Below are 25,792 nucleotides of genomic sequence, written 5' to 3' on the forward strand. Positions count from 1 at the left end.
GGAAACAAAAAAATCCTTATACTCGTTATTTTGTATAAGGATTTTTTTGGTGATATGGGATGCTGCGAAAGAAATATGCGTATTCCTTCCGCAGTTCAGAAAGTGTCATTTTGTTCATTACTTCTTTATTATAAACTCCGATTTGAAAGAGTTTTTCTGAATAATGGCTTCGTTCTTTTTCTAATGCAGTTTTCAATAAATTACTCATAGCGTCCTCCTTCATTTTAAGGTATCCTCTAAATAAGATACTCTTTTTAAATGAATGTGGTGTGAATCTAATGTAAAGAATTTATGTTTACGAAGATTTTCGGTAAAGTCCGTTTTGAACTGATCTTAAAAGCTGAAAAGCATGTTCTCCGGCAAGCTGCATAAACGTTTCAAGCATTTCATCCCGTTTCATATCCAACTCGATTATTTCCTTTGCCAGTGAGACCGCTTTTTCTTCCTCCATGATTATCCTTCCTCCTCATTTAATCGTTACATAAAGGATAAAACGCGCTTATAGGTTACGCATCATTCTTGTTAATTTTTCTGCCGTATTTTTTCAAAAATCTGCTATTTCATGTTAGAAAATATAACAAGCGTCAGGTTTTTTCTCTATGTTTTTTATATACTATTATCAAAAGACATCCAGGGGTGGAAAAATGACCACAGAAGATCATTCTTATAAAGACAAAAAAGTGATTTCAATCGGGATTGTCAGTGAATTGACAGGGTTGTCCGTAAGACAGATCAGGTATTATGAGGAGCGTAAGCTGATTTATCCGCAGCGTTCTTCAAGGGGAACGAGAAAATATTCTTTTGCCGACGTCGAGCGGCTGATGGATATCGCGAATAAACGCGAAGACGGCGTGCAGACAGCTGAAATTTTAAAAGATATGCGCAAAAAAGAACAAATGGTAAAAAACGATCCGCAAGTCCGAAAAAAAATGCTGGAGGGGCAGCTTAATGCTCACTTTAGGTACAAAAACCGTTAAACGATAAAAGTCCGCCTCGCAATCTGAGACGGACTTTTATCGTTTATAATGAGTGAATGAATGCAGTCGCAATACCAAAGTAAATTAATAATGACAAAATATCATTTAACGTCGTAATGAGCGGACCTGACGCAATGGCCGGGTCTACATTCAGTCTATGCAGAATAATGGGGATGATTGTTCCGGACATCGTGCCGATAATTAAGGTCAGCAGCAGTGAAGAGCCGACAACAAATCCTAAAAGCACATTCCCCTGCCATATAATGGCGATCACCGTAATTAAGACAGAACAGACGGCACCGATATAAATACTCGTTCTGAGCTCCCGAAAAATCAGTTTCACAATCGTTGTTTTATTCATTTCTTCTTTAGATAAACCTCTGATGACAACCGCGAGAGACTGTGTTCCTGTATTCCCTGTCATCCCTGACACCATCGGCATAAAGAATGCCAGCGCCACGACCTGCTTCAGCGTATCTTCAAAATAGCTCATGATGCTGCCTGAAATCAGCCCGATGAACAAAAGCAGGATCAGCCATGGAAGGCGGCGGTATGCTGCAACATATGCTTTTGTATCGAAGGTAATGGCTTTACCTGATGCGGCGAATTTTTCGTAGTCCTCATCGGCTTCCCGAATAACGACGTCGATGATATCATCGACCGTCACGATCCCGACAAGCACATTGTTTTCTTCCACAATCGGAATCGCTAAGAAATCGTAACGTTCAATCAGCCGCGCCACTTCTTCCTGATCTTGAAGCGCGTCTGCTGCAATGACACGGGTAAACATCAAGTCTTGTACCTTTTCTTCCGGTTCCCCGAGAATCAAATCGCGATATGACAGAACGCCGACAAGCTGCTTACTGTCATTTATAACATATAAGTAGTTGATAGACTCTGCGATTTCCGCGAAACTTTTTAGTTTGACGACCGCGTCTTTTACCGTGTAATGCTGAGGAATCCACACATAACGGTTGGTCATCATGCGCCCCGCTGAATCAGCCGGGTAATTCATAAGGAGCTGAACAGCTTTTGACTCTGATGCTTCCATGCTGGATAAAAGCTGTTCCTTCAGTTCTTCATCCATTTCTTCAAGCAATTGAGCGAGGTCATCGTTGTCCATTTTGTTCATGGCGAGTGTTGCTTTTGTTTTTCCGACTTTATTTAAGACGGCTAGCTGAAATTCCCGTTCCAGTTCGCCGATCATATCAGTAATATCATCAACAGTTAAATAAGATAAATAGCGGGCGCGGTGTTTTTCCGGCATTTCTTTAAAAATAAACGCCATATCATAGGGCTGAAGCTCATCAATAACACTTCTGAAATCCCTGATTTTTCCGTCTCGCAATAATATAATGATGCGTAAAATGAGTTCGTCATAGGCCATGTTTTGAACCATCAGGACTCGTACCTCCTCTACGGAGACGTGCCGGCCTCGCCAGAAGGTGCGGCAGATCGTCTCCTCATCGTGTAATCAATTGTCTTGCTGTCATAGTATATGGGTACTTCTTCAGATTGACTCGAATGGGGAGAATCCATACTCCGCACCTCCTTTTTGTTCAACATTTCGTTTTCAAGGCATAAAAAAAGCCTTCTGGATTGAAGGTGAAAGAAGCACGGCAAAAAAAGCGTGCGGGCGCCTTCAATCGTAGAGCTTTAGCACTGTATGGCATAGGAGCAATCATCCAGCTGCATTAAAAATCACCTTATGTCGATGATTTCTGTTGACCCATTGGCGTCTTTGGACATTTTTGGGCAGCAGCGTATCTCCATACAGGAGCCTCACCTAACGAAGTTCGTAATTGAATTGACACACTGAGATTACAGAAAAAAACAAGCTATGTCAACTTAAAAAAGTTATTTATGCGTTTACATCTCATCAAATGAAATAAAATAAGGGCCTTAGCCCTTATTCTGTTGTTTGCGTCTCATCATCTTCAGAAAGCAAATGATAGGTTTCATGAAGAAATAAGGCGTATTCCCCTTCTTTCGTCGGGTGTGGAACATACTCAGCCTGATTGATGTATTGTTCTTCTTTCTTTTCCAAGCGCTTCGCCTCCTTTTCTTATTAGATTGTCCAAAAAGCGGCTCGTTATCATGAAAAAACCCCGCGGGTGCGGGGTTAGTCGTCTAATTCCTGTTTCATAATACGTCCGTCCTTTGCAGAGATGTCAAATTCTGCTTCAGTCCCTTGTTTCGTTTGAACCTCAATTTCGTAGATATAAGCACCGTCGTCTTCATCCAGCTTGCTTTCTGTGACGGTTCCAGCTGTTTTCTTTAGAGCAATCTGTTCTGCTTCTTCTTTTGTCAAAACAACTTGCTCTTTTTTCTCTTTTAACGGGTCATTGAGCGCTTGTTTGGTCTTGATATCCACATAAACATCATAATCTTCACCGTCTTTTTCGATTTCAACTTCATAAGCTTCTTTGCCATTATAGATGTCTCTGTCGATGTCATCCACTGTTCCGTCAACAACTGTTTTGGCAATGGACTCCGCTTCTTGTTCAGTAAGTCCGCCAGTTTCAGAAACAGACTGTGTTTGTTCATTATTTTCTTTCGCAAACGCGTTGTAGCTGAACCCTCCGGCCGCTAAACACCCTGCTAATAAGCCAATCATCCATCTTTTCTTCAGCATATGTGATTCCTCCCTTGTTCGTTATGAGTTCAGTTTACACACTCAACATGAAAGGAAAACGAGAGAAAGATGAGAATTTGATGAGAAAACCATTAGTCTTCATAGATAATATTAGAAACTTTGCCGGTATAGGCGTTTATTTTCACCGTAGCTTCCTTGTCATTCGGGAGATCAACATCTACTTCAAACAGGAGAGTGCCTTCGCTTTCTTCCAAATCGGCGTCATCCGCTTTTCCTCCAGCCTCACGCTCTGCAATGGCTTTTGCCTCTTTTTCCGAAATTGTTGTCTTTTGTTTGTCTTTGCTGCTGATTTTATCAGCGGACACCACCGCTTTTGTCTTCATATCTACCTTCACTTCGTATGTTTCCCCATTATTTTTTTGAATGGTATACGACGCAACTCCGTGTTTTCGCGTGTGTTTTTTGACGGTGCCCGGCACCCGCACCAGAGCGAGGTGCTCAGCTTCTTTTTCTGTCATCTCAGATGTGTTCGCCTTTTTCACTCTGTTCATTGACAATATGTCGCCCGATTTAGCATCAGCTTTTAGAAAATAAATTCCTTTTGGATTTTCCAGAGTCATATCATACGTTTTTTTATCATTGGATTGCGTCACTTTTGTGATGTCGCCTTCATAGGAGGTTTCTACTTTTTTTATGACTGCCTCCTTTGACAGCACGTCCTCATGGGTTTGCTGAATGATAAGAACCGCGCAGATGACAATGGCTAAAACGGCTGCCGCAGCAGCAGCTCCTGTTTTCATTCGTTTTGTCATAGCGCTCCCCCATTCTGTTCTTTAAATTGCATCGTGACATTTGTTCCCTGTCCCGGTTTGCTTTTTACAGACAGGTCAATACCATGCTCATCGGCAATATGTTTGGCAATGGATAGACCTAAACCCGTTCCGCCTGTTTTGCGGTTACGCGCCTCATCCGCCCGGTAAAAACGTTCAAACAGACGCGGGATATGCTCTTCAGGTATGCCGATTCCTTCATCCCTTACGGACAAAAACGGACGTCTGTTATTGGTTCCTGCGGAAATCACAATGGCCTTGTTACTATACTTTATGGCATTATCAAGCAAAATCGTCAGCAGCTGCTTTATGCGTTCTTCATCTGCCGTTACAAGCAAATTCTCCTTGTCCGTCTCGAGAAGGATATCGCGTTTATAAACCGGCTGGAGTGTTTGTATGACGGCGCGCGACACTTCGATCAGGTCAACCGTTTTCAGATCAAGCTCCAGTTCTTTATGGGTCTTGGCCAGCGTAAGCAGCTGATTGGTCAGTTTTTTCATATGGACCGCTTCTGAATGAATAGCTTCAATGGATTCCTCAAGCACTTCAGACTTTTTTGCCCCCCAGCGTTTCATCAGATTGCTGTAGCTTTCAATAATGGTGAGCGGGGTTTTCAGCTCGTGTGAAGCGTCTTGGACGAATTGCTGCTGTTTATCGTAGTGCTCTTTCAGCATGCTCGCCATCTCATTAAAGGTCAGCCCCATTTGATACAGTTCGTCATGCGACTGTCCTTCCAGAGAAATTGTTTTGAATGCTTTTTCTCTCTGTATGTCTTTCATCGTTGTCACCAATTGTCTGATTGGATTGGTGATATGGCGGGCGAGTAAGCTGCCGGCAAAGAAGGAAGCGATACAGACAGCCGCGCTGGCCGCAATTAAGATGATTCTTAGCAGAAGAAGACTCTCTTCTGTATGCTCCAGCCTTTCCACGAGCTGAAGCGATACGACTTGTCCGTCTGTCCAAATGACCGGGACAGCTGCTGCTGCAAACAGTTTGCCTTCATGCTTTGTCACGTCTGTCGTTTCCCCGCTGTGAAAAGAAAGAGGGAAGTCTTTATATGCTTTTTCCTTTGTGATGGTCATCACGGCTTTCCGATCCGCACTCACTACCCGCACCATTCCATTTGCCGGAAGATAGGCCTGCAGCATATCCTGCAAAGCCACTCCTTGTGTTTCGGCGGTATGAAGAGCTTCGGCGATATTGTCCGTTTCATCGGCAAGACGGGCCGCATCCTTTGAGGTGAGTGCCGATGAAAAAATAAGATAGACCGCAGTATGAACCAATACTAATAAAATCAACAGCCAAATGGATGTATAAAGATGAATCTTTGTCTTCAGCTTCATCATTTACCCCTTAATGGTATAGCCGACCCCGCGTACGGTATGAATCAGCTGTTTTTCGTAAGGATAGTCCAATTTTTTTCTGATATATCTTATGTACACGTCGACGACATTTGTATCACCGATGTAATCAAACCCCCATACAGAGCTGAGAATTTGCTCTCTCGTCAGCACTTGCTGCGGATGCTTCAGCATATAGACGAGCAAATCAAATTCCCGGGGCGTTAATTCAACTTCTTTGTCTCCCCGTCTGACTTCACGTGTTTTCTCGTTCACCTGCAAATCGTCATATGTCAAAAATGTGCCGATATCCTCTGTTTTGCTTCCGGTTTGGCGGAGTGCCGCTCTGATTCTGGCAAGCAATTCTTCAATTTCAAACGGCTTGGTGACATAGTCATTCGCACCGATGTCAAGCCCCGTTACCTTATCTGGAACGCTGTCGCGGGCTGTTAATAAAATAACCGGTGTCTCTTGATCCGTTTTCCTCAGCCGGCGCAGCACTTCAAGCCCGCTCAACCCTGGCAGCATGACATCGAGCAGCAATAGGGAATACGAACCTTCCGTGACCGCGTTAAGTCCTTCAGAGCCATTATGTTTGATGGTGACGCTGTATCCTTCATATTCCAATTCAAGCTGAAGGACCCTGGCGATTTTTTCTTCATCTTCCACAATTAATATGTGCCCTTTTTCCAATTCCGATCATCCTCTCATGTTCCTATATGAAAAAAATGATTTCATTGTTTACAAAATGATTCTTATCATCTATTATGATGTCAAAATAAAAAATTGTATACGGAAAGCACTAGGGGTGCTGTTATGGCTGAGATAAAGCGCGCAAAAACGCGCTTTGATCCCTTATGACCCGATCTGGATAATACCAGCGTGGGGAAGTGCAGGTTGACCGAAAGGTGTATTTTTTCGTGCGCTTACTCGATCTATGACTGCATATTCCCTAAGGATATGCAGTTTTTTATTTTACCAAAAAAACAGGAGGTCAGAGAAATGGACAACTTATGCGGTACAAGCAGAATCGCCGGATTTCGGTTCTCTTTATACCCGATGACAGATGATTTTATCAGTGTGATCAAGTCTGCGCTGAAAAAAACGGATACGTCAAAGGTTTGGACAAAGACCGATCATATCAGTACAGTTTTGCGCGGATCGATCGCTCATGTATTCGACGCCGCTAAAGCCATCTACCTGTATGCAGCAAATAGCGAAAAGCACATTGTCATGAACGGGACGTTTTCCATCGGCTGCCCGGGCGATACACAAGGAGATACATATCTGACAGCAGATGAAAAGCGTGTCAACGAAGAATCTGTTCACGACCTGAAAGCAGAGGCTCCTTGCCAATTTGCGCTTTATCCGATGAATGAGCCGAATTATATGGACATCATCATGAAAGCTGTTGAAATCGCTAAGGCTGACGGCACCTTTGTACAGGGTGTTCATTACGCAAGTGAGGTAGACGGAGATGCACACGACGTGTTCCGGACACTGGAAGCCGCTTTCCGCATGGCAAATCAGCAAACAGCCCATGTCACCATGACCGTGAACTTCTCGGCAAACAGTCCATCAAGAAAACAGAAAGCAGGGATAAAATGAAAAGCTGGAAAGTAAAAGAAATTGTCATCATGTCTGTTATCAGTATTGTTTTTGGCATTGTGTATTTAGTATTCACCCATTTCGGAAACGTACTTGCAGGGATGTTCGGGCCCATCGCTTATGAACCGATTTACGGCATTTGGTTTATCGTGTCGGTGATTGCCGCGTACATCATTCGTAAACCGGGCGCGGCCCTTGTTTCAGAAATCATCGCAGCTCTCGTTGAATGTTTGCTGGGAAATCCTTCAGGCCCGATGGTTATCGTTATCGGCATTGTTCAAGGTCTCGGAGCAGAAGCTGTATTTCTTGCGACACGCTGGAAAGCTTATTCCCTTCCTGTGCTGCTTCTGGCGGGTATGGGGTCTTCGGTGTCCAGCTTTATTTATGATTTCTTTGTTTCCGGTTATGCGGCGTACTCACCGGGCTATCTGCTCATTATGCTTGTGATCCGTCTGGTTTCAGGTGCGGTCCTGGCCGGCCTTCTCGGAAAAGCTGTCAGCGATTCTCTCGCATATACGGGTGTCTTAAACGGAATGGCACTCGGAAAGGAACTGAAAAAGAAACGGAAACGGGTATCAAATCATGCAAGCCTATAACAAGTTGCTTTCGGTTGACCGGCTTAGCTTTTCATATGAAGAAAACGAGAAACCGATTTTTCAGGATATAACGTTTGAGCTCCAAAAAGGAGAATGCGCTTTATTGTTAGGGCCGAGCGGGTGCGGAAAAAGCTCGCTTGCCCTCTGTTTAAACGGGCTTTACCCTGAAGCTTGCGACGGGATGCTGTCTGGGCATGTATTCTTATTTCAAAAAACGATCACTGACGCTGAAACCTCTGAAACAATCGCTCAGCATGTCGGAGTCGTCTTTCAGGACCCTGAGCAGCAGTTTTGTATGCTGACAGTAGAGGATGAAATCGCCTTTGGATTGGAAAATCTGCAAATCCCCCAAGAAGAAATGGTGAAGAAAATTGATGACGTTCTGGAAAAATTACACATCACTCATGTAAAGGAAAAAACGATTTCCACTCTGTCAGGGGGACTGAAGCAAAAAGTCGCGCTCGCCTGTATTTTGGCGATGGAGCCTGAGCTTATTATTCTGGATGAACCGACTTCCCTTTTAGACCCTTATTCAGCACGGGAATTCGTTCAAATGATCAAAGAGCTTCAGCAGGAAAAAGGCTTCGGCCTTCTCGTGATCGAACATCAGCTTGATGAGTGGGCGCCTTGGGTTGAAAGAACAATCGTACTGGATGGAGCAGGCAAGAAAGCCTTAGACGGGCCGACTAAGGATATGTTTCAGCATCACTCAAACATGTTAAGAACAATGGGAATCGCTGTGCCAAAAATTTGTGGCTTACAAGAAAATGTGAGCATACCGTTTACATTGTCAAAAGAAACGCTGTTCAAGGAACCCTTCCCTGCTGGGCCTGCTGAAGAAGCGGCGGTTCTTTCTGCTGAACACGCAGTGCAGGTCCAGAGCTTATCGTTTTCAAGAGGACAGCAGACCATTTTCAAAGACATCAGTTTTTCATTGCGTGCAGGCTCTTTGACGGCACTTGTCGGGCCAAACGGCACAGGAAAATCTACGCTGTTGTCTGTTCTCGCCCGTTTGCTCAAACCGAAAAGCGGCAAGATTCTTCTGCATGATAAGCCGCTGGAGTCTTACAAAGAAAAAGAGCTTCGCAAACAAATGGGATTGGTTTTCCAAAATCCAGAGCACCAGTTTGTGACTGACACAGTATATGATGAGCTGCTGTTCGGCCATGCGGCAAATGCCGAAACCGAGAAAAAAGCGCAGAACCTGCTGCAGCGTTTCGGCCTTGCACATTTGGCGGACCACCATCCGTTTGCGATCAGCCAAGGGCAAAAACGGCGGCTGAGTGTCGCCACAATGCTGATGCACGATGTAACGGTTTTGCTTTTAGACGAACCGACCTTTGGCCAAGATGCCAAAACAGCCGCTGAATGCATGGAAATGATTCAGCATATCCAGACAGAAGGCACCGCTGTCCTCATGATCACACACGATATGGAGCTTGTATCTTCATATGCTGACAGCGTGCTTGTGCTTCACGGCACACATTTGGCCTTTGACGGAACACCGGAACAATTATTTTCCAGGGAAGCCGAGCTCGTCCAAAAAGCAAAGCTCACCCTCCCCCTTCGATATGAATGGATGACATACCAGCAGGAGGTGCGTGATGAAGCAGCCGTTACATCTCATTAACCCGGCAGTAAAAGCAGCGGCGGTTTTTTGCTGTGTCGTCATGCTGTCGTTTATTTACAATCCTTACACACCGGCGTGCTTTTATATCATGATTGTTGCGGGTGTCCTGTTTGCGGCCAGAATACCGCTGAAAAAATGGCTTTTGTTCACGATTCCGTTTTTGATTTTAGCATTCGGCTGCGTATGGACAGCCGCTGTTTTCGGCAAGATTCCGACGACCGCAGATAATTTTCTGTTCCAAGCCGGCCCTTTTTCGATCAACAGTGAAAATGTGGCTGTCGGCATCTCACTCGGGTTTCGGATTTTGTGCTTTTCTGCCTTATCAATGATGTTTGTTTTTACAACCGATCCGATTTTATTTATGCTGAGTCTTGTGCAGCAGTGCAAGCTGTCCCCGAAGCTTGCATATGGCGTCATTGCCGGATTTCGTTTTCTCCCTCTGTTAAAAGAGGAGGTCCAGCTGATCCAGCAGGCACATAAAATCCGAGGCGGAGCGGCGGAAAATGGATTAAAAGAAAAAATCAGCGCGTTAAAGCGCTATACCATCCCGCTATTAGCAAGCGCGATCAGAAAAGCGGAACGAACAGCTCTTGCGATGGAATCAAAAGGATTTACAGGCAGCCGAAACCGGACGTATTACCGGTCGCTTACCGTCAGCCCGCGCGACTGGCTGTTCTTTTTCCTCATTCTCTTGTTATTCGCAGGATCTTTTCTTGTGTCTTTATGTTTTACCTCATAGAAAAAGCCGCTATGTTGAATAGCGGCTTTTTTATTATTGATGATAGTTCAATGCTTGGGCAAGATTGGTTTTAATATTAATGTTCGTAAAATCAATTCCAAGCTGTACAGCGGTTTGCGCAATTTCTGGTCTGATTCCAGACAATGTGGATCTGACACCGATTAAAGTAAGCGCCTCAATCAATTTAAAGATTTGGTGCGCCACCATTGTATCAACAACGACGACACCTGAAAGATCGATCAACAGATGCTCAACGCGTCTTTTCGCACATGCATTAAGCGTGTTCTCAAGAATAAACTTTGCCCGTTCAGTATCAATATCACCGACAAGCGGCAGCAGAGCTGTCGTTTTGCTCAGAGTAATGACAGGCGAGCTTAATTCCAGTATCATTTCTCTCTGGGCATTTAATTGCTGTTTTGCATTCGATTCAGCGTGATCGACGAATGTATAAATGGTAAAATCAAAAACTTTCACAATCAAATCGGCCCATTTTTGTTTCTCTCCCGGTCCAAATGCCGACTCGTTTTCTTCTGCGAACTTCTCAAAATACTTCGTATATAATCTTCGGTTTCTCATAAACTCACGGATGACGTATTGCACCGGGGTATCGAGATGTTTTTGATCATTCGTCAGCTCAATAACCCATTGTTGAAATTCATCGAGAAATTGTTTTTCCGGTAAAACATACATGTAATTCAGATGCCGGTAGAACTCTCTGTCCTGCTCTTTCAGCTCCTCGGTTACAGTTGCATTATGTAAGGCATAAATCGAATTCGGATCGCTTTCCTCCATTGTGTCAATCCATTCCTCGGCCATTTGTTCTACATGCTCAGAAAAAAACGCAAATATTTTTTCATTCAGTTTCATCACACTGCTCCTTTCCCAACTTCTATTATAACTTGACTGACAGCTGAATCCCAGCCATACACGCTAGAGACATCCATTATTTTGAAAATTACTAATCCATTGGATTGTATCCTATTTTTTCAAAATGCTTCAAACGACACTGTCCGAGCGGCTGCTTTTTTCATATAATGTGAGATAACACCCTTGTATCCACTTGCAAGCATAAAAAAGGAGGGCTTTTTTATGAATGGTGAAATCCGCTTGATCCCGTATGTGACGAATGAGCAGATCATGGATGTGAACGAGCTTCCTGAGGGTATTAAAGTGATTAAGGCGCCAGAAGTGTGGGCAAAAGGGGTTAAAGGCAAAGATGTAAAAATTGCTGTATTGGACACCGGCTGCGATACAAGCCATCCCGATCTGAAAAACCAAATCATCGGCGGCAAGAATTTCACAGATGATGACGGCGGCAAGGAAGATGCCATTTCCGACTACAACGGACACGGCACACACGTTGCCGGAACGATTGCGGCTAACGATTCAAACGGCGGCATCGCCGGAGTCGCGCCTGAGGCAAGCCTTTTAATTGTAAAGGTGCTGGGCGGTGAAAACGGCAGCGGAAAGTACGAATGGATTATTAACGGCATTAACTATGCTGTTGAGCAAAAGGCTGATATCATCTCAATGTCCCTTGGCGGACCGAGCGATGTGCCTGAACTGGAGGAAGCGGTCAAAAACGCCGTCAAAAACGGAGTGCTAGTCGTTTGTGCCGCGGGAAATGAAGGTGACGGCGACGAACGCACAGAGGAGCTTTCCTATCCTGCTGCGTATAATGATGTGATTGCGGTTGGATCGGTTTCAGTAGCGCGAGAATCGTCAGAATTTTCAAACGCTAACAAAGAAATTGATCTTGTTGCACCTGGTGAAAACATTTTATCCACTCTTCCCAACAAGAAATACGGGAAGCTTACCGGCACTTCAATGGCTGCCCCTCATGTCAGCGGAGCGCTTGCTTTAATTAAAAGCTTTGAAGAAGAATCTTTTCAAAGAGAGCTCTCTGAATCTGAGCTTTATGCGCAGCTGATCCGCAGGACACTTCCGCTCGATATCGCAAAAACATTGGCCGGGAATGGATTCCTGTATTTAACCGCTCCTGATGAGCTGTCAGAGAAAGCAGAGCAGTCACATTTACTGACCCTATAATATTATTTTTCTCATATAATATATACCGTAAATTGTAAAAAAAATTTCAAAATCTTTGTTGACAATGAATTTGAATTGCTGTTAAGATTACCAACAAATGATTCAACTTTTCAAAAAATTAATAACATTTTCTCTTATCGAGAGTTGGGCGAGGGATTGGCCTTTTGACCCCAACAGCAACCGACCGTAATTCCATTGTGAAATGGGGCGCACTGATTTTCGCGCCGAGATTTATATCTCTTAAGGCACGGTGCTAATTCCATCAGATTGTTTCTGAGAGATGAGAGAGGCTGTATGTTTTGCAAAAAAGCCTCTTTCTCTCATGGGAAAGAGGCTTTTTAGTTGTGAGAAAACCTCTTAACAGCCTGTATCCGCGGGTCAACAAGAGTGTTTTACATATAAAGGAGGAGAAACAATGACAACAATCAAAACATCGAATTTAGGATTTCCTAGAATCGGACTGAACAGAGAATGGAAAAAAACGCTTGAAGCGTATTGGAAAGGAAACAGCGATAAAGATACGTTTTTGAAGCAAATCGATGAATTATTCTTATCCGCAGTGAAAACGCAAATTGACCAGCAGATTGATGTTGTGCCTGTTTCTGATTTCACACAGTATGATCATGTTCTTGACACTGCGGTCAGTTTCAACTGGATCCCGCAACGCTTCAGACACCTGACTGACAGTACGGATACATACTTCGCCATCGCCCGCGGAATAAAAGACGCCGTATCAAGTGAAATGACAAAATGGTTTAATACAAACTACCATTACATCGTGCCTGAATATGACGAGAGCCTAGAGTTCCGCCTGACAAGAAACAAACAGCTTGAAGATTACCGCCGAATCAAACAGGAGTACGGCGTTGAAACAAAACCTGTTATCGTCGGCCCTTATACGTTCGTCACGCTTGCAAAAGGCTACGAGCCATCTGAAGCTAAAGCAATTCAAAAACGTCTCGTGCCGTTATATGTACAGCTTTTAAAAGAGCTTGAAGAAGAAGGCGTAAAATGGGTTCAAATTGATGAACCTGCGCTTGTCACCGCTTCAGCTGAGGATGTACGCGGCGTAAAAGAGTTATTCGAGAGCATCACAAATGAGCTTTCTTCCTTGAATGTACTTTTGCAAACGTATTTCGATTCTGTTGATGCTTATGAGGAGCTCATTTCTTATCCTGTACAGGGTATTGGGCTTGATTTCATTCATGATAAAGGCAGAAACCTGGAACAGCTTAAGACACACGGCTTTCCGAAAGATAAAGTGCTGGCAGCCGGTGTCATAGACGGACGCAACATTTGGAAAGCGGATCTTGAAGAACGCCTGGATGCCGTGCTTCATATCCTCAGCATTGCACAGGTTGATGAATTGTGGATTCAGCCTTCCAGCAGCCTGCTTCATGTTCCGGTAGCGAAACACCCAGATGAGCATTTGGAACAAGATCTGCTGAACGGATTGTCCTACGCGAAAGAAAAACTGGCAGAGCTAACAGCTTTAAAAGAAGGCTTAGTATCAGGCAAAGCCGCCATCAGCGAGCGAATTCAGCAAGCGAAAGCGGACATCAGAGCGCTCAAACAATTTGCAACAGGAGCCAATTCTGAACAAAAGCAAGAGCTGGAACAATTAAGCGATAAAGACTTCAAGCGCCCGATTCCGTTTGAAGAACGCTTAACCCTGCAAAATGAATCTCTCGGACTCCCGCTTTTGCCGACAACAACAATCGGAAGCTTCCCGCAGTCTGCTGAAGTACGCAGCGCACGCCAAAAATGGCGGAAAAACGAGTGGTCTGATGAACAATACCAAAACTTTATCAACGCGGAGACGAAAAGATGGATTGATATTCAGGAGGAATTGGATCTTGATGTTCTTGTTCACGGTGAATTCGAACGGACAGACATGGTTGAATACTTTGGTGAAAAGCTGGCCGGCTTCGCCTTTACGAAGTACGCCTGGGTTCAATCATACGGTTCACGCTGTGTACGCCCGCCGGTCATTTATGGAGATGTAGAGTTTATTGAACCGATGACAGTGAAAGATACTGTATACGCTCAATCGTTAACATCCAAGCATGTAAAAGGAATGCTGACAGGTCCTGTTACCATTTTAAATTGGTCTTTCCCTCGGAACGATATCTCGAGAAAAGAAATCGCGTTCCAAATCGGACTCGCCCTCCGCAAAGAAGTAAAAGCGCTTGAAGACGCGGGCATTCAAATCATTCAAGTCGATGAGCCAGCCCTGCGTGAAGGCCTTCCGTTAAAAAACCGTGATTGGGATGAGTATTTGACTTGGGCTGCCGAAGCATTCAGATTAACAACCTCTTCCGTGAAAAATGAAACACAAATTCATACACATATGTGCTACAGCAACTTCGAAGACATCGTCGATACGATCAATGATCTTGACGCTGATGTCATTACGATCGAGCACAGCAGAAGCCACGGAGGATTTTTGGATTACTTAAAAGAGCATCCGTATTTGAAAGGGCTCGGTCTTGGTGTTTATGACATTCACAGTCCACGTGTCCCGTCAACTGAAGAAATGTACAACATTATCGTTGATGCGCTTGCCGTATGTCCGACTGACCGTTTCTGGGTAAATCCTGACTGCGGTTTAAAAACAAGACAGCAGGAAGAAACAGTCGCAGCCTTAAAAAATATGGTTGAGGCGGCGAAACAGGCAAGAGCTAAGCAGACACAGCTTGTATAATACGAAAACCATCTGCAAATGCAGATGGTTTTTTCTTTTAGAAAACGGGAATCGGTTTTCGATGCTCCCCATCCCCTTCTTTTAGTATTTTGGCTGTTCCATTTTTATCAAATGCCACAAGGCTCAATGATGTATCATGTATGTAAGCAGAATTCCATATGTCATGAATGCCTCTTCCCTTTATGATATTTAACAGCATTAATATAAAGACAGAATGGGTAACCAGAAGAATATTCCCGGAAGAATGGCTGTCTAAAATCAATTGGAGAGCCAGCCTTGCCCGGCTTTCGAGGTCAAAAAACGTTTCACATCCCGGCTGGCGATATGCTTCAGGATGATGAAAATAAGCATGAAAAAGATCAGGTTCATCTCTTTCAATATCCTCTTGTTTTTTCCCTTCCCATGGCCCCAGCGACATTTCTCTGAATATACGATCTTTCACCAGCGGCAGGCGGCGCGGTCCCAATATAGCTTTTGCCGTCTCTTCTGTCCGCTTGCTCGGGCTGATGTAAACCTGATTGAATTTAATATCCTTCAGCCGTTCTCCAAGAGCTCGGGCATTGTACAGCCCAAGTTCTGTTACACCAGAATCCAGCCAGCCCTGCATTCTTTTTTCTACGTTCCAATGTGTCTGTCCATGCCTGGCGATATACAAATGCAGCATATGCTCCCCCTCCCTTTTTTCATCTTAGCAAATCCCCCAAATATTTTGTTTATTTTTCATTTTTTTGAGAATGTTTTTTGTACTTCTTTTCGGCTATACTTATATCATTCGATCGACTGGGAGGGTATGGGATGAATCATGAAACGTTTTTAAAGCGGGCTGTCGAGCTTGCTCGTGAAGGAGTGAACGCTGGAATCGGCGGGCCTTTCGGAGCCGTTATCGTGAAGGACGGGGCCATTATAGCCGAAGGACAGAACAACGTCACTACAAGCAATGATCCGACTGCCCATGCGGAAGTAACTGCTATTCGAAACGCCTGTAAAGCGCTTGGGACATACCAGCTGGATGACTGCATGTTGTATACGAGCTGCGAGCCATGCCCAATGTGCTTAGGCGCCATCTACTGGGCCCGGCCGAAAGCCGTTTACTATGCTGCTGAGCATACAGATGCTGCTGAAGCCGGTTTTGATGATTCATTCATTTATGAAGAAATTGATAAATCTGCTGAAGAAAGAACGATCCCCTTTTATCACGTGACTCTCGCGGAGCATTTATCCCCGTTTCAAGCATGGCGGGATCTTGCCAACAAGAAAGAATATTAAAGGATCAGGCATGTGCGGCCTGATCCTTTGTTAATTCACTGAGCAGCTGCTGTGCCTGAGTACACCTCGGGTTTGCTTTCAGCGCTTTTTGCAAATATAAAACGGCTGCCATATGTTGAGGCAATTCAGCGTGACAGACGCCCAGCCAGCAAAGGGATCGAAAATCAGCGGCTCCTTTAACCTGTACGTACTGATGGTTTTCACCTTGCGTTTGCAGACAGGATTCAAATGCTGTAATCGCTTCTCTGACTTTTTTAAGCTGATACTTCATTATCCCTTTGTAGTAGTAAAGGGTGCTGTAATCTGGATAATGCCGCAGTGCTTCATCAATATCCCGCTCAGCTTCTTCATACCGTTCAGAATCAATGAAGAGTTTAAACTTGATATAATATAAAACCGCTGGAGGAATTTGCTTTTTGCTGTTGCATTCATTTATGCACTTCATTGCCAGGCGGATGGCTTTGCTCTGTTCACCGCCTCTGTCGTACTCAGCTGCTTTCTGATAAATGAGAAGCGGGTCGGCATATGACGTCAATAATTCTGTATTCAACATGCTTAAATTACGTTTATGCTTACACTTTGCCTCCTGCTCCAGATAGCCGTAATGGTGAATAACACAAGGGAGAGAGAAAGCGCCGCTTGCCTCCTCACCCACGGGCTTTTCGCAAATTCTTCCCTTAAACGTTATCTTCCGCTGATTCCGTATCAGCCTGATCTGCATTTGTTCAAATGCTTCGTTTTCATCCCATTGCTTTCCCGTATAGTTTATAACCTTTACGTAACCAAGGGACTGCCTGCAGTCATTCAGCAGTGAACGCAATAAGCTTCCCGTATCCACGTCTAACTCTTCATCTGCATCCAAAATCAAAATCCACTCACCCTTGGCATGCTGTAAACTGATGTTTCTTGCCTGCGAATAATCCTGTGTCCATTGATGATGATAGACCTGAGCATGAAAACTTCTGCAAATTTCTACGGTTTGATCGTTTGATCCGGTATCAACGACAATGATTTCATCAGCAATATGCTGCACGCTTTCTAAACAGCGGACAATATGACGTTCTTCATTTTTGACAATCATACAAACTGACAGCTTCGGTCTTTTCATTCGCTCACCTTTTCTCTAGTCTGAATCCACCTATACTACATGTATTCACACTTCGAAAAGATCATAACCAATCCGTTCATATCAAAAAAACATCCTGAGAACTCTCAGGATGCTGCAAATTATTTTAATTCCAATTTTACATCAACATTTCCTCTTGTCGCTTTAGAATAAGGACAAAATTCATGAGCAGCCTCGACAAGCTCTTGGGCTTTATCCCGATCCAATCCCTTTGTATTGACGACAAGTGTGACTCCGATTTTAAAGCCGCCGTCACTTTCATCCTTCATGAGGCTGACCTGTCCTTCAATTTCTGAATCAATGTCAATATTTTGTTCTTTGGCCACGTGTTCAAGCGCGCCGCCAAAGCATGCTGCATAACCTGCGGCAAAGAGCTGTTCCGGGTTTGTTCCAGTTTGTCCTTCTTTTTTTGCATTGGGCATGACAATGTCAAAATCGAGAACCCCGTCATCTGATTGAATATGTCCTGAACGTCCGCCGCGAGCAGTGGCTTTTGCTGTAAATAATGCCATTTGTTTTCAGCCTCCTTATTTGTCTTTAGTTGTTATATTTCCCATACACATCTTTTTAAACATGTTTTGTTTGCCGAGAATAGGAAAAGTGGTGATTTTCAGCTACAATAGTATGTAATGTCAGAAAGAGTTGGTGAACACAGATGCAAAATGGATTTGATCATATGAAATTAGAGAATCAGCTTTGTTTTTTGCTTTATGCGAGTTCGCGGGAAATGACAAAGCAGTACAAGCCGCTGCTTGAAAAGCTGAATGTGACATACCCTCAATATTTGGCTTTGCTTTTATTGTGGGAACACGAAACACTTTCCGTCAAAAAAATGGGCGAGCTTCTGTATTTGGATTCCGGAACGCTGACACCGATGCTGAAACGGATGGAGCAGCAGGACTTGATTACCAGAAAAAGATCTGAAGAGGATGAGCGGTTGGTGATGATCAGCCTGACAGAGAACGGAACGTTATTAAAAGAAAAAGCGGCTGATATTCCGGGAACGATTCTGGGACTCTCAGGCCAGTCCGGCGAGGAATTAAAACACTTAAAATCGGCTCTATATACATTGCTTGAAACGCTGCACCATAAAAAATGAGGATGCCCTATGTGAGGCATCCTCATTTTTTATTCAGCGATTTCCAATGTAACATCGATATTGCCGGAGGTTGCTTTTGAATAAGGGCAGACACCGTGCGCTTTTTGCACAAGTGCCTGTAATTCTGATGCACTGACTCCTTTTCCTTTCACCTGCAGCGTCACACCCAGTTTGTAGCCCTGATCTGCTTCATCCTTTAACAGGCTGACATGCGCTGTAACCTCCGTCTCCACTTTCACTCGTTCTGTTCTTGCTACAAGCTGAAGTGCGCTGTCAAAGCAAGCTGCGTAACCTGCCGCAAACAGCTGCTCCGGATTTGTCGCTTTTTCTAATTTCTTTGCTCTCGGTGTTCCCGGCATTGCGACATCGAGCTCGAGAACGCGGTCTGATGAAATTACCTTTCCTTCTCTTCCTCCTACGGCTGAAACAGACGCTGTAAATAATGGCTGACTCATTTTTGTATCCCCCTAAATATATTTTATACAATTAAATTGTACACAATCTAATTTGCGGTGTCAATTTTTTAGTGCACAAAAAAAAGCTTATCCCGTTACGAGATAAGCTTTTTCATCGAACATTGCCCCGCTATTCGCGAATTTGTCCTGTTCCTTTAATGATATATTTTGTAGAAGTTAATGCAGGAAGCCCCATCGGTCCTCTTGCATGAAGCTTTTGTGTACTGATGCCGATTTCTGCTCCGTAGCCAAATTCAAAGCCATCGGTAAAACGGGTCGACGCGTTATGATAGACCGCGGCGGCGTCTACAGCCGTTTGAAAGTAAGCCGCATGCTGATCGTTTTCAGTTAAAATGGCTTCAGAATGATTAGTGCCGTATTTCTGGATATGCTGCACAGCTTCCTGTACACTTTCAACCGTCTTTACACTGATGACAGGCCCTAAGTATTCCGTTCCCCAATCTTCTTCTGACGCCTGTTTGCTTGAAGAATGAAGCCCGCATACGAATTCATCGCCGCGGATTTCGACTCCCGCTTTTTCCAGCTGCGTCAGCAATTCTTTTCCGTGCTGCTCTGCCCATGCTTTGTGGATCAGCAGTGATTCAATCGCGTTGCACACGGAAGGGCGCTGCGTTTTGGCGTTTATGACAATCTTTTCAGCCATTTGCTGATTTGCCGTTTCATCTATGAAAATATGACAGTTGCCGGCTCCGGTTTCTAATACCGGGACTGTTGATTCTCTTACAACGAGATCAATCAGTTTTTTTCCTCCGCGCGGAATCAATACATCCAATCCGTCATTTAACGTAAAGAGTTCTTTTGCTGTCTCTCTGCTCGTATCCTCAATCAGCTGCACAGCGTTGATTGGAAGCGCTGATTGCTCAAGCGCTCTGTGAATAACACTGACGAGTGCTTTGTTGCTGTGAATGGCCGAGGAGCTCCCCCGCAGGACAACCACATTTCCTGTTTTCAGGCAAAGGGTAGCCGCATCAACTGTGACGTTTGGCCTCGCCTCGTAAATCATTCCGGCAACACCGAGCGGCACACGGATTTTTTCAATAAACAGGCCGTTCTCTTTTTCAATTGTTTCAAGAGATTCGCCGACTGGGTCAGCCAGATCAATCAATAGCTCTACCGCGTCCGCGATGTCGCGTATGCGTTTCTCATCCAGCGTGAGACGGTCAATGACATCGGGTGTTAACCCATTTGCTTTTCCGTTCTCAATGTCTTTTGCATTTTCCGATAAGAGAAAATCCAATTCTTTACGGAGTCCATTTGCAATAAGACTAAGCGCCTCATTTTTTTCAGCCGTTGTTTTCATCATCATTTCAGCTGCTGCTTCTTTTGCCAGCTTCGCTTTTACAGAAACTTCACTCATTTTTCCGCCCCCTAGTCTTTTAAGTTGACCCAGTCATTCCTGTGAATGACCTCAAACGTTTTGTCAAAATCAAGCTCATTGCTTCGTTTGCCTTTTGCCTCCATAATCTCCTCAGATGAATAATGGGTCTGGCCTTTGCCGATCACACCGCCCGGTCCCCGGACTTCCACGACAGCCCCTTTTGGAAAGCTCCCGTTCACGCCTACTACGCCAGCCGGTAAAAGACTGCTTCCGTTATGAACCATCGCCTCTTCGGCACCCGCGTCAATGACGATTTCCCCTGATATCGGCGAGTGGAATTGAATCCATTGTCTCGTATTGTTGACTGAGGATAGCTCCTTGTCGCCGATATAAGTCCCATCTCCCCTGCCGTCTAAAATATCCGCCAGCTTTTGTTCGCCGCTGCCTGTTCCGATGAACACTTTGACCCCAAGAGACAGTGCGGTTTGTGCAGCTAACAGCTTTGATTTCATACCGCCCGTGCCGACCTTTGATCCGGCTGAACCCGCGTATCCCAGCAATTCAGGGGTGATCTCCGGCAAATAATCAAATCGTTTCGCATCGGGATTTTCATTTGGATTGGCATCATACAGCCCGTTAATGTCAGTCAGGATCATGAGCTGGTCTGCATGAATTAATCCGCTGACCAAAGCAGAGAGCATATCATTGTCGCCAAAAGTCAATTCTTCAACAGACGTAGAATCATTTTCATTAATAACCGGGATAACACCACGCTCCAGCAATTCCATAATCGTTGCATACGCGTTTCGATACCGCTCTCTCTTCGAAAAATCATTTCTCGTCAAAAGGATTTGACCCGGGGTAAGTGAGTATTGTTTAAATTGATTCATGTATTGCTGCATTAACAGTGTTTGTCCGACCGCGGCTGCCGCCTGCTTTCCCTTGAGGGTAACAGGACGGGACGGATAACCGAGACTGGAAAACCCCGCCGCTACCGCTCCCGAGGTAATCAAAATCATTTCATGCCCCGCTTTTTTCAAAAGAGAAATTGCCTGAACGTGTTCTCTGATTTTTACCTCATCAATGCTTCCTTTGCTATTTGTAAGCGAACTGCTTCCTATCTTCACTACTATTCTTTGTTTTTTCATTTATTCTCCTCCGCGGCTCTTCGCCAGCCAACTTACAATAAAAAAACCCATTTCATCCTCATTAATAAGGACGAAATGGGTTTCCGTGGTACCACCTTGTTTGAACGCACTTCAGCACGTTCCGCTTCCCTGTAACGCCAGGTTATGCGCCTAGGTTTTCCCCCTAAGACTCCAAGGCAGGTTCGGCAGGTTTCATGCGGCAAAATGTTTCAGCCACTCATTTTGCTCTCTGTCACAGAAAGGTCTGCTTACTAATCCTCTTCAACGCTCAATGATTTTTTTATATTATGCAAAGAAAAAAGCCTCTTGTCAAGGTTTTTTCCACATCAAAAAAGCCCGCATTGCGCGGGCGTCTGGCAGTCTAGTTAAAGACAATGGTTTTATTTTCGTGAACGATGACGCGGTCTTCCAGGTGCCATTTCACAGCGCGGGCAAGAACGCTGCGTTCAATCGTTCTGCCGATATTTTTCAGCGCGTCGGCATTGTCGCGGTGGTCAACACGCTCAATGTCCTGTTCAATGATCGGCCCTTCATCAAGGTCATTTGTGACATAGTGAGAAGTTGCGCCAATCAATTTGACCCCCCGCTCATAAGCCCGTTTATACGGATTGGCACCGATAAAAGCAGGCAGGAAGGAATGGTGGATATTGATGATTCGATTCGGATGAGCCGACACAAAATCAGGCGTTAAGATCTGCATGTAGCGAGCAAGAACGATCACATCAATATCATATTGCTCCAGCAGTTCAAGCTGCTGTTTCTCAACTTCCGCTCTGATATCTTTGTTCGCTTTTAAATAGTGGAATGGAATGTTCAGCGGTTCAACAAGGTCTCTCGCATCTTCATGGTTGCTGATGACAACCGCGATTTCCGCCATGAGATTGCCTGTTTGCCATTCCCAAATGAGCTCATGCAGACAATGAAGCTCCTTTGATACAAAAATAGCGACACGCTTCAGCTCGCTGGCCATCGCTAAGCTCCACGTCATGTCGAATGTATTCGCAATAGACGAAAACGCGTCCTGGAGTTTTTCTTTTTTCTCCTGAATGCCCTCACAGTCGAAGTCAATTCTCAGGAAAAAACGCCCGCCTTCAGGATCTGTCGTATATTGATTGGATTCAATAATATTGGCGCCATGTTCTAATAAAAACGCAGAAACGGCAGCAACAATACCCGGCTGATCAGGACAGCTGACCAAGAGGCGCCCTTTATCTTCATTTCCGTCACGGTATTCATTTAACCGCTGGGTCATATATGATTTCATGAATAATCCCTCTTATCTTTGTAAGTCTAAACTAATTATCCATTATACTGAAGATTTGATAAAAATCAATTTATGACAGAATTTTTAAACCGACGGCCGAGCACAAGATTAAAGCGATAAAGAAGATCCGTTTGGCGTCTTTCGGCTCATTGTAAAAGAGAATGCCGATAAGCGCCCCGCCCGCGGTGCCGATTCCTGTCCAAACGGCGTAAGCGGTGCCCATCGGAATGGTTTCCATAGCAAATGATAATAAGGAAAATGAGGCGGCAAAACCGATAATGATCAGCACTACCCATTTGGGGCTTTTTTCTTTCGCAAATTGATTCATAAGTGCGACGCCTGCCATTTCCAAAAATCCCGCGCCTAATAAACTGATCCAATGAAGCATTATGCCTCACCTCCTTTTTCTTCAGCCTCATCCTGTGTTACAAGCTTCAATCCGATCACACCGATTAAGAGCACGCCGATTAACAAAAGCTTCAGCAATCCGACCGGTTCGTGAAACAGAAACATTTCACTCATCACCGTTCCTGCTGTGCCAAGACCTGTAAAGACGGCGTATACGGTACCGACCGGCAGGCTGGCTGTCGCCTTCATTAACAAATAAAAGCTAACTATGATACCGACGGCAGTGCCGCTCCATGTTAAGACTGAGTCAGCATGCTTTAAGCCCACAACCCAAACAACCTCAAATACGGCGGCTAACACAACCAATCCCCATTTCATATCACATCATTCCTTTCTATCTATGCAATAAAATTCTCCGAAAACAAAAAAACCCCGGACAGTCGACTCATAATGAGCTTGACTCTCCCGGGCTTTTTTCCCTCCGTGTGCATATGCGCTGTTATGATGCGCATATGTGTTTTCTCTCGGACCAGTCCATGTCAATGAACATGCGGAACCCTAGAAAACTTTATCTGGTCTTATGATACTACACCTCGACGCTGTCTTCAATTGTAAGATTTTCTTTCATACACAGCGATCGGTTTATTCCATTTTCTGATCATCCGGCTGTAAAGCATGCCGATTTTCTCTGCCACCCGTAAAGACGCTTTGTTATCCGGGTCAATCAAAGCCGCAATTTTGCCGTACTGCCGCTCCTTGAAACCATAGTCCAGGCAGGCTTTGGCCGCTTCTTGCGCATAGCCGTTTCCCCAGTGCCGGCGGGCAAACATATAGCCGATTTCCATTGCCGTTTCATTTTCGGTTTGCTGAGGCACGATTCCGCATTGGCCTAAAAAATCCCCCGTCTGTATGTCTTCGGCGATCCAGAGACTGACCCGGTACCCTTTTTCATTTCTTTTGTTCCAAGCGATCCACTCGCGGGTTTGCCGTTTATCTTTTAAACCGGAATAATATTTCATCACTTCAGGGTCGCTGAAAAGCTCAAGTAAAGATTCTTGATCCCGGTCCTCCATACAGCGCAAACGAATCCGTTCGGTCACAAGCTTCGTTTCAGCGCCCATTTTTGATCATATCCTGCTTCCATTCTTTTTTAAGGGCTTCAATATGGGCTTGATGATAGCGATTATGGTCCGCCATATGCCATATCCCCCATCTTACTGTTGCCTTGTCACCCTCGTAAGAAAGTGTTTGATGCAAATCGCTCTCGGTCAAGGTCTTACATACCGATTTCAGCTCGTTTACGACATGTTGATGTCTTGTCAAAAGTTCTTCTAACCCCGGCTGATTCTTTGGTTCAGGCAATCGTCCGCTTTCATCTGTCATCGGGCCGTAAATGTCTTCAATATGTTCAGGGACCCGATTCTCCTTTATGCGCCACACCCATCTGATATCAACATTTGCGATATGCTGCAGCAGCTGTGCCGTGCTGTTTTTTGTTTGACAGCACCCCTTATAATATAGCTCTCTGTGAGTCATGCGGCTCACAATGGATGCCAGACGGAGGCTGTTTTCTTCCACTGCGGAATACAGCAGACTGACTGTCGGCGCCATGTCTTTTCTAATGAATAAGTCCCTCATGTTCCATTCCCTCCTTACCTATGTGTACATTTTGACGTAAGGGGGGACATTTCCTTTGCAGAAGGCACAATCTAATCTATCAAAAAAGCGCCAAAGAATGTCGGCAGCACATTTAATTGTTATTTCCAGGCTTGTACAAATACGGATCATGGTGCGCACCGTTGGATGTATTCAAATCGAGTGAGATGTCACCGCGGTCATTTAACGTGCCGAGCGTGACCAAAGACAGCTGTTTTGGGCTGTGTCCTTTTTCCTTAAGCTTTTCAAACAGCCAGCTTCGGTTTTTTTGAAGGTACTTCAAATTGTGATCAAGGATCTCGCCGTCCAATATGAGGGGTATCGGGATAAAGTTCCGTTCAGCCTCTATATTCAAATCCCGCACCTGCACTGCTCTCGCTTCTTCTGTCGGGATCACGCTTACTTCTCCCGTTTCTTCAATGATGGCAAGATCAATATCAGCCGGATCAGCATAGCCCTTTTCTCTCAGTTTTCCGAGCAGCTCATTGACGGTCAGCCTCTCTTTTTTGAGTCCACGCTCATCGATATCCCCGTTCCGGATTAACACTGTCGGACTGACCACCAGCAGCCATCTCCACTTATTAGAAAGAGCAAGCTTGCTCATCAGAAGATAAAGCAATAAAAAGGCGCCTGCGTAATAAATAGACATCGGCAGCTTGGATGTGAGGATTGGCTCACTGATAATGGTTCCGATTGCGAAGGTCAAAAGCAAATCAAAATTGTTCATTTGTGACACGGCTTTTTTTCCGGCAAGCCGAAACAAAATATATGCAATCGAAAACACGATAACAGGCTTGAATAAAAATGCCCATACCATCCATAACACTGATCATTGCCCTCCATCCGCTAGTCATAATGAATATATTGTTCCCTGTAACTGAAACGCTATGCATATCTTACCTCTTCATCCAGCATCCAAATAGGCGAACGTGCAGAATGCAGGCACATAACATAGTAGAAAGTCTTGTTATTGGAGGGACAGCATAAAACATCAGCATAAGAGTGCCAATTGGCAATATGAA

Annotated in this window: 31 protein-coding genes and 4 riboswitches; of the genes, 9 read left to right on the plus strand and 22 right to left on the minus strand. The window is 44.6% G+C overall.

Annotated features, from left to right (window positions below; all coding sequences use genetic code 11):
• Positions 1-25 precede the first annotated feature (25 nt).
• The gene (locus tag LNN34_RS08865; RefSeq protein ID WP_024121137.1) at positions 26-208 is read right to left on the minus strand and encodes a hypothetical protein; all 183 of its coding nucleotides are present in this window, start codon (positions 206-208) and stop codon (positions 26-28) included.
• A gap of 87 nt (positions 209-295) precedes the next feature.
• Complete coding sequence (locus LNN34_RS08870) at positions 296-451, minus strand: hypothetical protein (RefSeq protein WP_010333974.1); 156 nt, start codon at positions 449-451, stop codon at positions 296-298.
• A 193-nt stretch (positions 452-644) separates the two neighbouring features.
• Between LNN34_RS08870 and tnrA the strand changes: the two genes are divergently transcribed.
• A complete protein-coding gene (tnrA, locus tag LNN34_RS08875; RefSeq protein ID WP_003239028.1) occupies positions 645-977 on the plus strand; it encodes a MerR family transcriptional regulator TnrA in 333 nt (110 codons plus the stop codon).
• Between the two features lie 43 nt (positions 978-1,020).
• Here tnrA and mgtE read toward each other — a convergent pair whose 3' ends face one another.
• The 7 genes from mgtE to LNN34_RS08905 form a co-directional block, all read right to left on the minus strand.
• On the minus strand, positions 1,021-2,376 hold the full coding sequence (gene mgtE, locus LNN34_RS08880) for a magnesium transporter (RefSeq protein WP_229043110.1): 1,356 nt from the start codon (positions 2,374-2,376) through the stop codon (positions 1,021-1,023).
• A gap of 17 nt (positions 2,377-2,393) precedes the next feature.
• The gene (locus LNN34_RS21940) at positions 2,394-2,516 is read right to left on the minus strand and encodes a hypothetical protein (protein WP_010330178.1); all 123 of its coding nucleotides are present in this window, start codon (positions 2,514-2,516) and stop codon (positions 2,394-2,396) included.
• 95 nt (positions 2,517-2,611) lie between these two features.
• Positions 2,612-2,778, minus strand: a riboswitch (M-box (ykoK) riboswitch).
• A gap of 108 nt (positions 2,779-2,886) precedes the next feature.
• Positions 2,887-3,024, minus strand: coding sequence for a transcriptional regulator SplA domain-containing protein (locus tag LNN34_RS08885; protein WP_003218541.1), 138 nt, complete (start codon positions 3,022-3,024; stop codon positions 2,887-2,889).
• Positions 3,025-3,099: 75 nt separating this feature from the next.
• Positions 3,100-3,612 (minus strand): PepSY domain-containing protein, encoded by a 513-nt coding sequence (locus LNN34_RS08890; RefSeq protein WP_024121135.1) that lies wholly within the window; start codon positions 3,610-3,612, stop codon positions 3,100-3,102.
• 92 nt (positions 3,613-3,704) lie between these two features.
• Positions 3,705-4,385: a PepSY domain-containing protein gene (locus LNN34_RS08895; RefSeq protein WP_103671593.1), complete on the minus strand. Its 681-nt coding sequence runs from the start codon at positions 4,383-4,385 to the stop codon at positions 3,705-3,707.
• Complete coding sequence (locus tag LNN34_RS08900; RefSeq protein WP_229043454.1) at positions 4,382-5,746, minus strand: sensor histidine kinase; 1,365 nt, start codon at positions 5,744-5,746, stop codon at positions 4,382-4,384. Before LNN34_RS08900 ends, LNN34_RS08895 begins: the two co-directional genes overlap by 4 nt.
• A gap of 3 nt (positions 5,747-5,749) precedes the next feature.
• Positions 5,750-6,436: a response regulator transcription factor gene (locus LNN34_RS08905; RefSeq protein ID WP_198097650.1), complete on the minus strand. Its 687-nt coding sequence runs from the start codon at positions 6,434-6,436 to the stop codon at positions 5,750-5,752.
• Between the two features lie 101 nt (positions 6,437-6,537).
• Positions 6,538-6,649, plus strand: a riboswitch (TPP riboswitch).
• Positions 6,650-6,745: 96 nt separating this feature from the next.
• On the opposite strand from LNN34_RS08905, the gene LNN34_RS08910 reads away from it, so the two are divergent.
• Genes LNN34_RS08910 through LNN34_RS08925 form a run of 4 tightly spaced genes read left to right on the plus strand, consistent with a single transcriptional unit; the run spans position 6,746 to position 10,316 of the window.
• Positions 6,746-7,351, plus strand: coding sequence for a YkoF family thiamine/hydroxymethylpyrimidine-binding protein (locus LNN34_RS08910; RefSeq protein ID WP_044156171.1), 606 nt, complete (start codon positions 6,746-6,748; stop codon positions 7,349-7,351).
• Positions 7,348-7,947: an ECF transporter S component gene (locus LNN34_RS08915; protein WP_101860626.1), complete on the plus strand. Its 600-nt coding sequence runs from the start codon at positions 7,348-7,350 to the stop codon at positions 7,945-7,947. Before LNN34_RS08910 ends, LNN34_RS08915 begins: the two co-directional genes overlap by 4 nt.
• Positions 7,934-9,577, plus strand: coding sequence for an ABC transporter ATP-binding protein (locus LNN34_RS08920; protein WP_229043111.1), 1,644 nt, complete (start codon positions 7,934-7,936; stop codon positions 9,575-9,577). Before LNN34_RS08915 ends, LNN34_RS08920 begins: the two co-directional genes overlap by 14 nt.
• The gene (locus LNN34_RS08925) at positions 9,552-10,316 is read left to right on the plus strand and encodes a CbiQ family ECF transporter T component (protein ID WP_095713462.1); all 765 of its coding nucleotides are present in this window, start codon (positions 9,552-9,554) and stop codon (positions 10,314-10,316) included. Before LNN34_RS08920 ends, LNN34_RS08925 begins: the two co-directional genes overlap by 26 nt.
• Positions 10,317-10,349: 33 nt before the next feature.
• On the opposite strand, the gene rsbRB is transcribed toward LNN34_RS08925, so the two are convergent.
• Entirely contained in the window at positions 10,350-11,183 is an 834-nt protein-coding gene (rsbRB, locus tag LNN34_RS08930; RefSeq protein WP_024121127.1) for an RsbT co-antagonist RsbRB, read from the minus strand.
• A 222-nt stretch (positions 11,184-11,405) separates the two neighbouring features.
• Here rsbRB and isp point away from each other — a divergent pair, with 222 nt between their 5' ends.
• On the plus strand, positions 11,406-12,365 hold the full coding sequence (isp, locus tag LNN34_RS08935; protein WP_024121126.1) for a serine protease Isp: 960 nt from the start codon (positions 11,406-11,408) through the stop codon (positions 12,363-12,365).
• Positions 12,366-12,496: 131 nt separating this feature from the next.
• Positions 12,497-12,652, plus strand: a riboswitch (SAM riboswitch).
• Between the two features lie 128 nt (positions 12,653-12,780).
• Complete coding sequence (gene metE / locus LNN34_RS08940; protein WP_229043112.1) at positions 12,781-15,069, plus strand: 5-methyltetrahydropteroyltriglutamate--homocysteine S-methyltransferase; 2,289 nt, start codon at positions 12,781-12,783, stop codon at positions 15,067-15,069.
• 37 nt (positions 15,070-15,106) lie between these two features.
• Here the strand turns inward: metE and LNN34_RS08945 are convergent, their stop codons facing one another.
• Positions 15,107-15,733: a histidine phosphatase family protein gene (locus LNN34_RS08945; protein WP_198097758.1), complete on the minus strand. Its 627-nt coding sequence runs from the start codon at positions 15,731-15,733 to the stop codon at positions 15,107-15,109.
• A 131-nt stretch (positions 15,734-15,864) separates the two neighbouring features.
• Here LNN34_RS08945 and LNN34_RS08950 point away from each other — a divergent pair, with 131 nt between their 5' ends.
• A complete protein-coding gene (locus LNN34_RS08950) occupies positions 15,865-16,335 on the plus strand; it encodes a nucleoside deaminase (protein WP_216394637.1) in 471 nt (156 codons plus the stop codon).
• A 4-nt stretch (positions 16,336-16,339) separates the two neighbouring features.
• Here LNN34_RS08950 and LNN34_RS08955 read toward each other — a convergent pair whose 3' ends face one another.
• Both LNN34_RS08955 and LNN34_RS08960 read right to left on the minus strand, forming a co-directional pair.
• Positions 16,340-17,443, minus strand: a complete 1,104-nt coding sequence (locus tag LNN34_RS08955) for a glycosyltransferase family 2 protein (protein WP_216394638.1) — start codon at positions 17,441-17,443, stop codon at positions 16,340-16,342.
• A 119-nt stretch (positions 17,444-17,562) separates the two neighbouring features.
• Positions 17,563-17,973, minus strand: coding sequence for an organic hydroperoxide resistance protein (locus tag LNN34_RS08960; RefSeq protein WP_095713467.1), 411 nt, complete (start codon positions 17,971-17,973; stop codon positions 17,563-17,565).
• A gap of 143 nt (positions 17,974-18,116) precedes the next feature.
• Here LNN34_RS08960 and LNN34_RS08965 point away from each other — a divergent pair, with 143 nt between their 5' ends.
• Positions 18,117-18,560 (plus strand): MarR family winged helix-turn-helix transcriptional regulator, encoded by a 444-nt coding sequence (locus LNN34_RS08965; RefSeq protein ID WP_103671587.1) that lies wholly within the window; start codon positions 18,117-18,119, stop codon positions 18,558-18,560.
• 29 nt (positions 18,561-18,589) lie between these two features.
• Here LNN34_RS08965 and LNN34_RS08970 read toward each other — a convergent pair whose 3' ends face one another.
• The 9 genes from LNN34_RS08970 to LNN34_RS09010 all read right to left on the minus strand — a co-directional run bounded on the left by LNN34_RS08970 (position 18,590) and on the right by LNN34_RS09010 (position 25,596).
• Positions 18,590-19,015, minus strand: a complete 426-nt coding sequence (locus tag LNN34_RS08970; RefSeq protein WP_103671586.1) for an organic hydroperoxide resistance protein — start codon at positions 19,013-19,015, stop codon at positions 18,590-18,592.
• Positions 19,016-19,145: 130 nt separating this feature from the next.
• On the minus strand, positions 19,146-20,393 hold the full coding sequence (gene proA / locus LNN34_RS08975; RefSeq protein ID WP_229043113.1) for a glutamate-5-semialdehyde dehydrogenase: 1,248 nt from the start codon (positions 20,391-20,393) through the stop codon (positions 19,146-19,148).
• 11 nt (positions 20,394-20,404) lie between these two features.
• Positions 20,405-21,502: a glutamate 5-kinase gene (proB, locus tag LNN34_RS08980; protein ID WP_044156184.1), complete on the minus strand. Its 1,098-nt coding sequence runs from the start codon at positions 21,500-21,502 to the stop codon at positions 20,405-20,407.
• Between the two features lie 361 nt (positions 21,503-21,863).
• Positions 21,864-22,766 carry a formyltetrahydrofolate deformylase gene (gene purU, locus LNN34_RS08985; protein ID WP_229043114.1) on the minus strand — a complete coding sequence of 301 codons (903 nt, stop codon included), beginning with the start codon at positions 22,764-22,766 and terminating at the stop codon, positions 21,864-21,866.
• A 70-nt stretch (positions 22,767-22,836) separates the two neighbouring features.
• Positions 22,837-23,154: a DMT family transporter gene (locus LNN34_RS08990; protein WP_024121116.1), complete on the minus strand. Its 318-nt coding sequence runs from the start codon at positions 23,152-23,154 to the stop codon at positions 22,837-22,839.
• Positions 23,154-23,492 carry a DMT family transporter gene (locus LNN34_RS08995; RefSeq protein ID WP_229043115.1) on the minus strand — a complete coding sequence of 113 codons (339 nt, stop codon included), beginning with the start codon at positions 23,490-23,492 and terminating at the stop codon, positions 23,154-23,156. Before LNN34_RS08995 ends, LNN34_RS08990 begins: the two co-directional genes overlap by 1 nt.
• A gap of 82 nt (positions 23,493-23,574) precedes the next feature.
• Positions 23,575-23,687, minus strand: a riboswitch (guanidine-I (ykkC/yxkD leader).
• Positions 23,688-23,719: 32 nt separating this feature from the next.
• On the minus strand, positions 23,720-24,235 hold the full coding sequence (locus LNN34_RS09000) for a GNAT family N-acetyltransferase (RefSeq protein WP_229043116.1): 516 nt from the start codon (positions 24,233-24,235) through the stop codon (positions 23,720-23,722).
• Positions 24,225-24,752 (minus strand): DinB family protein, encoded by a 528-nt coding sequence (locus LNN34_RS09005; protein ID WP_044156190.1) that lies wholly within the window; start codon positions 24,750-24,752, stop codon positions 24,225-24,227. The genes LNN34_RS09000 and LNN34_RS09005 overlap by 11 nt, the downstream gene beginning before the upstream one ends.
• Positions 24,753-24,864: 112 nt before the next feature.
• On the minus strand, positions 24,865-25,596 hold the full coding sequence (locus LNN34_RS09010) for a DUF421 domain-containing protein (protein ID WP_229043117.1): 732 nt from the start codon (positions 25,594-25,596) through the stop codon (positions 24,865-24,867).
• Positions 25,597-25,792 lie beyond the last annotated feature (196 nt).

This window comes from Bacillus sp. AF23 (assembly GCF_020861455.1).
GTDB classification, from domain to species: Bacteria; Bacillota; Bacilli; order Bacillales; family Bacillaceae; genus Bacillus; species Bacillus halotolerans.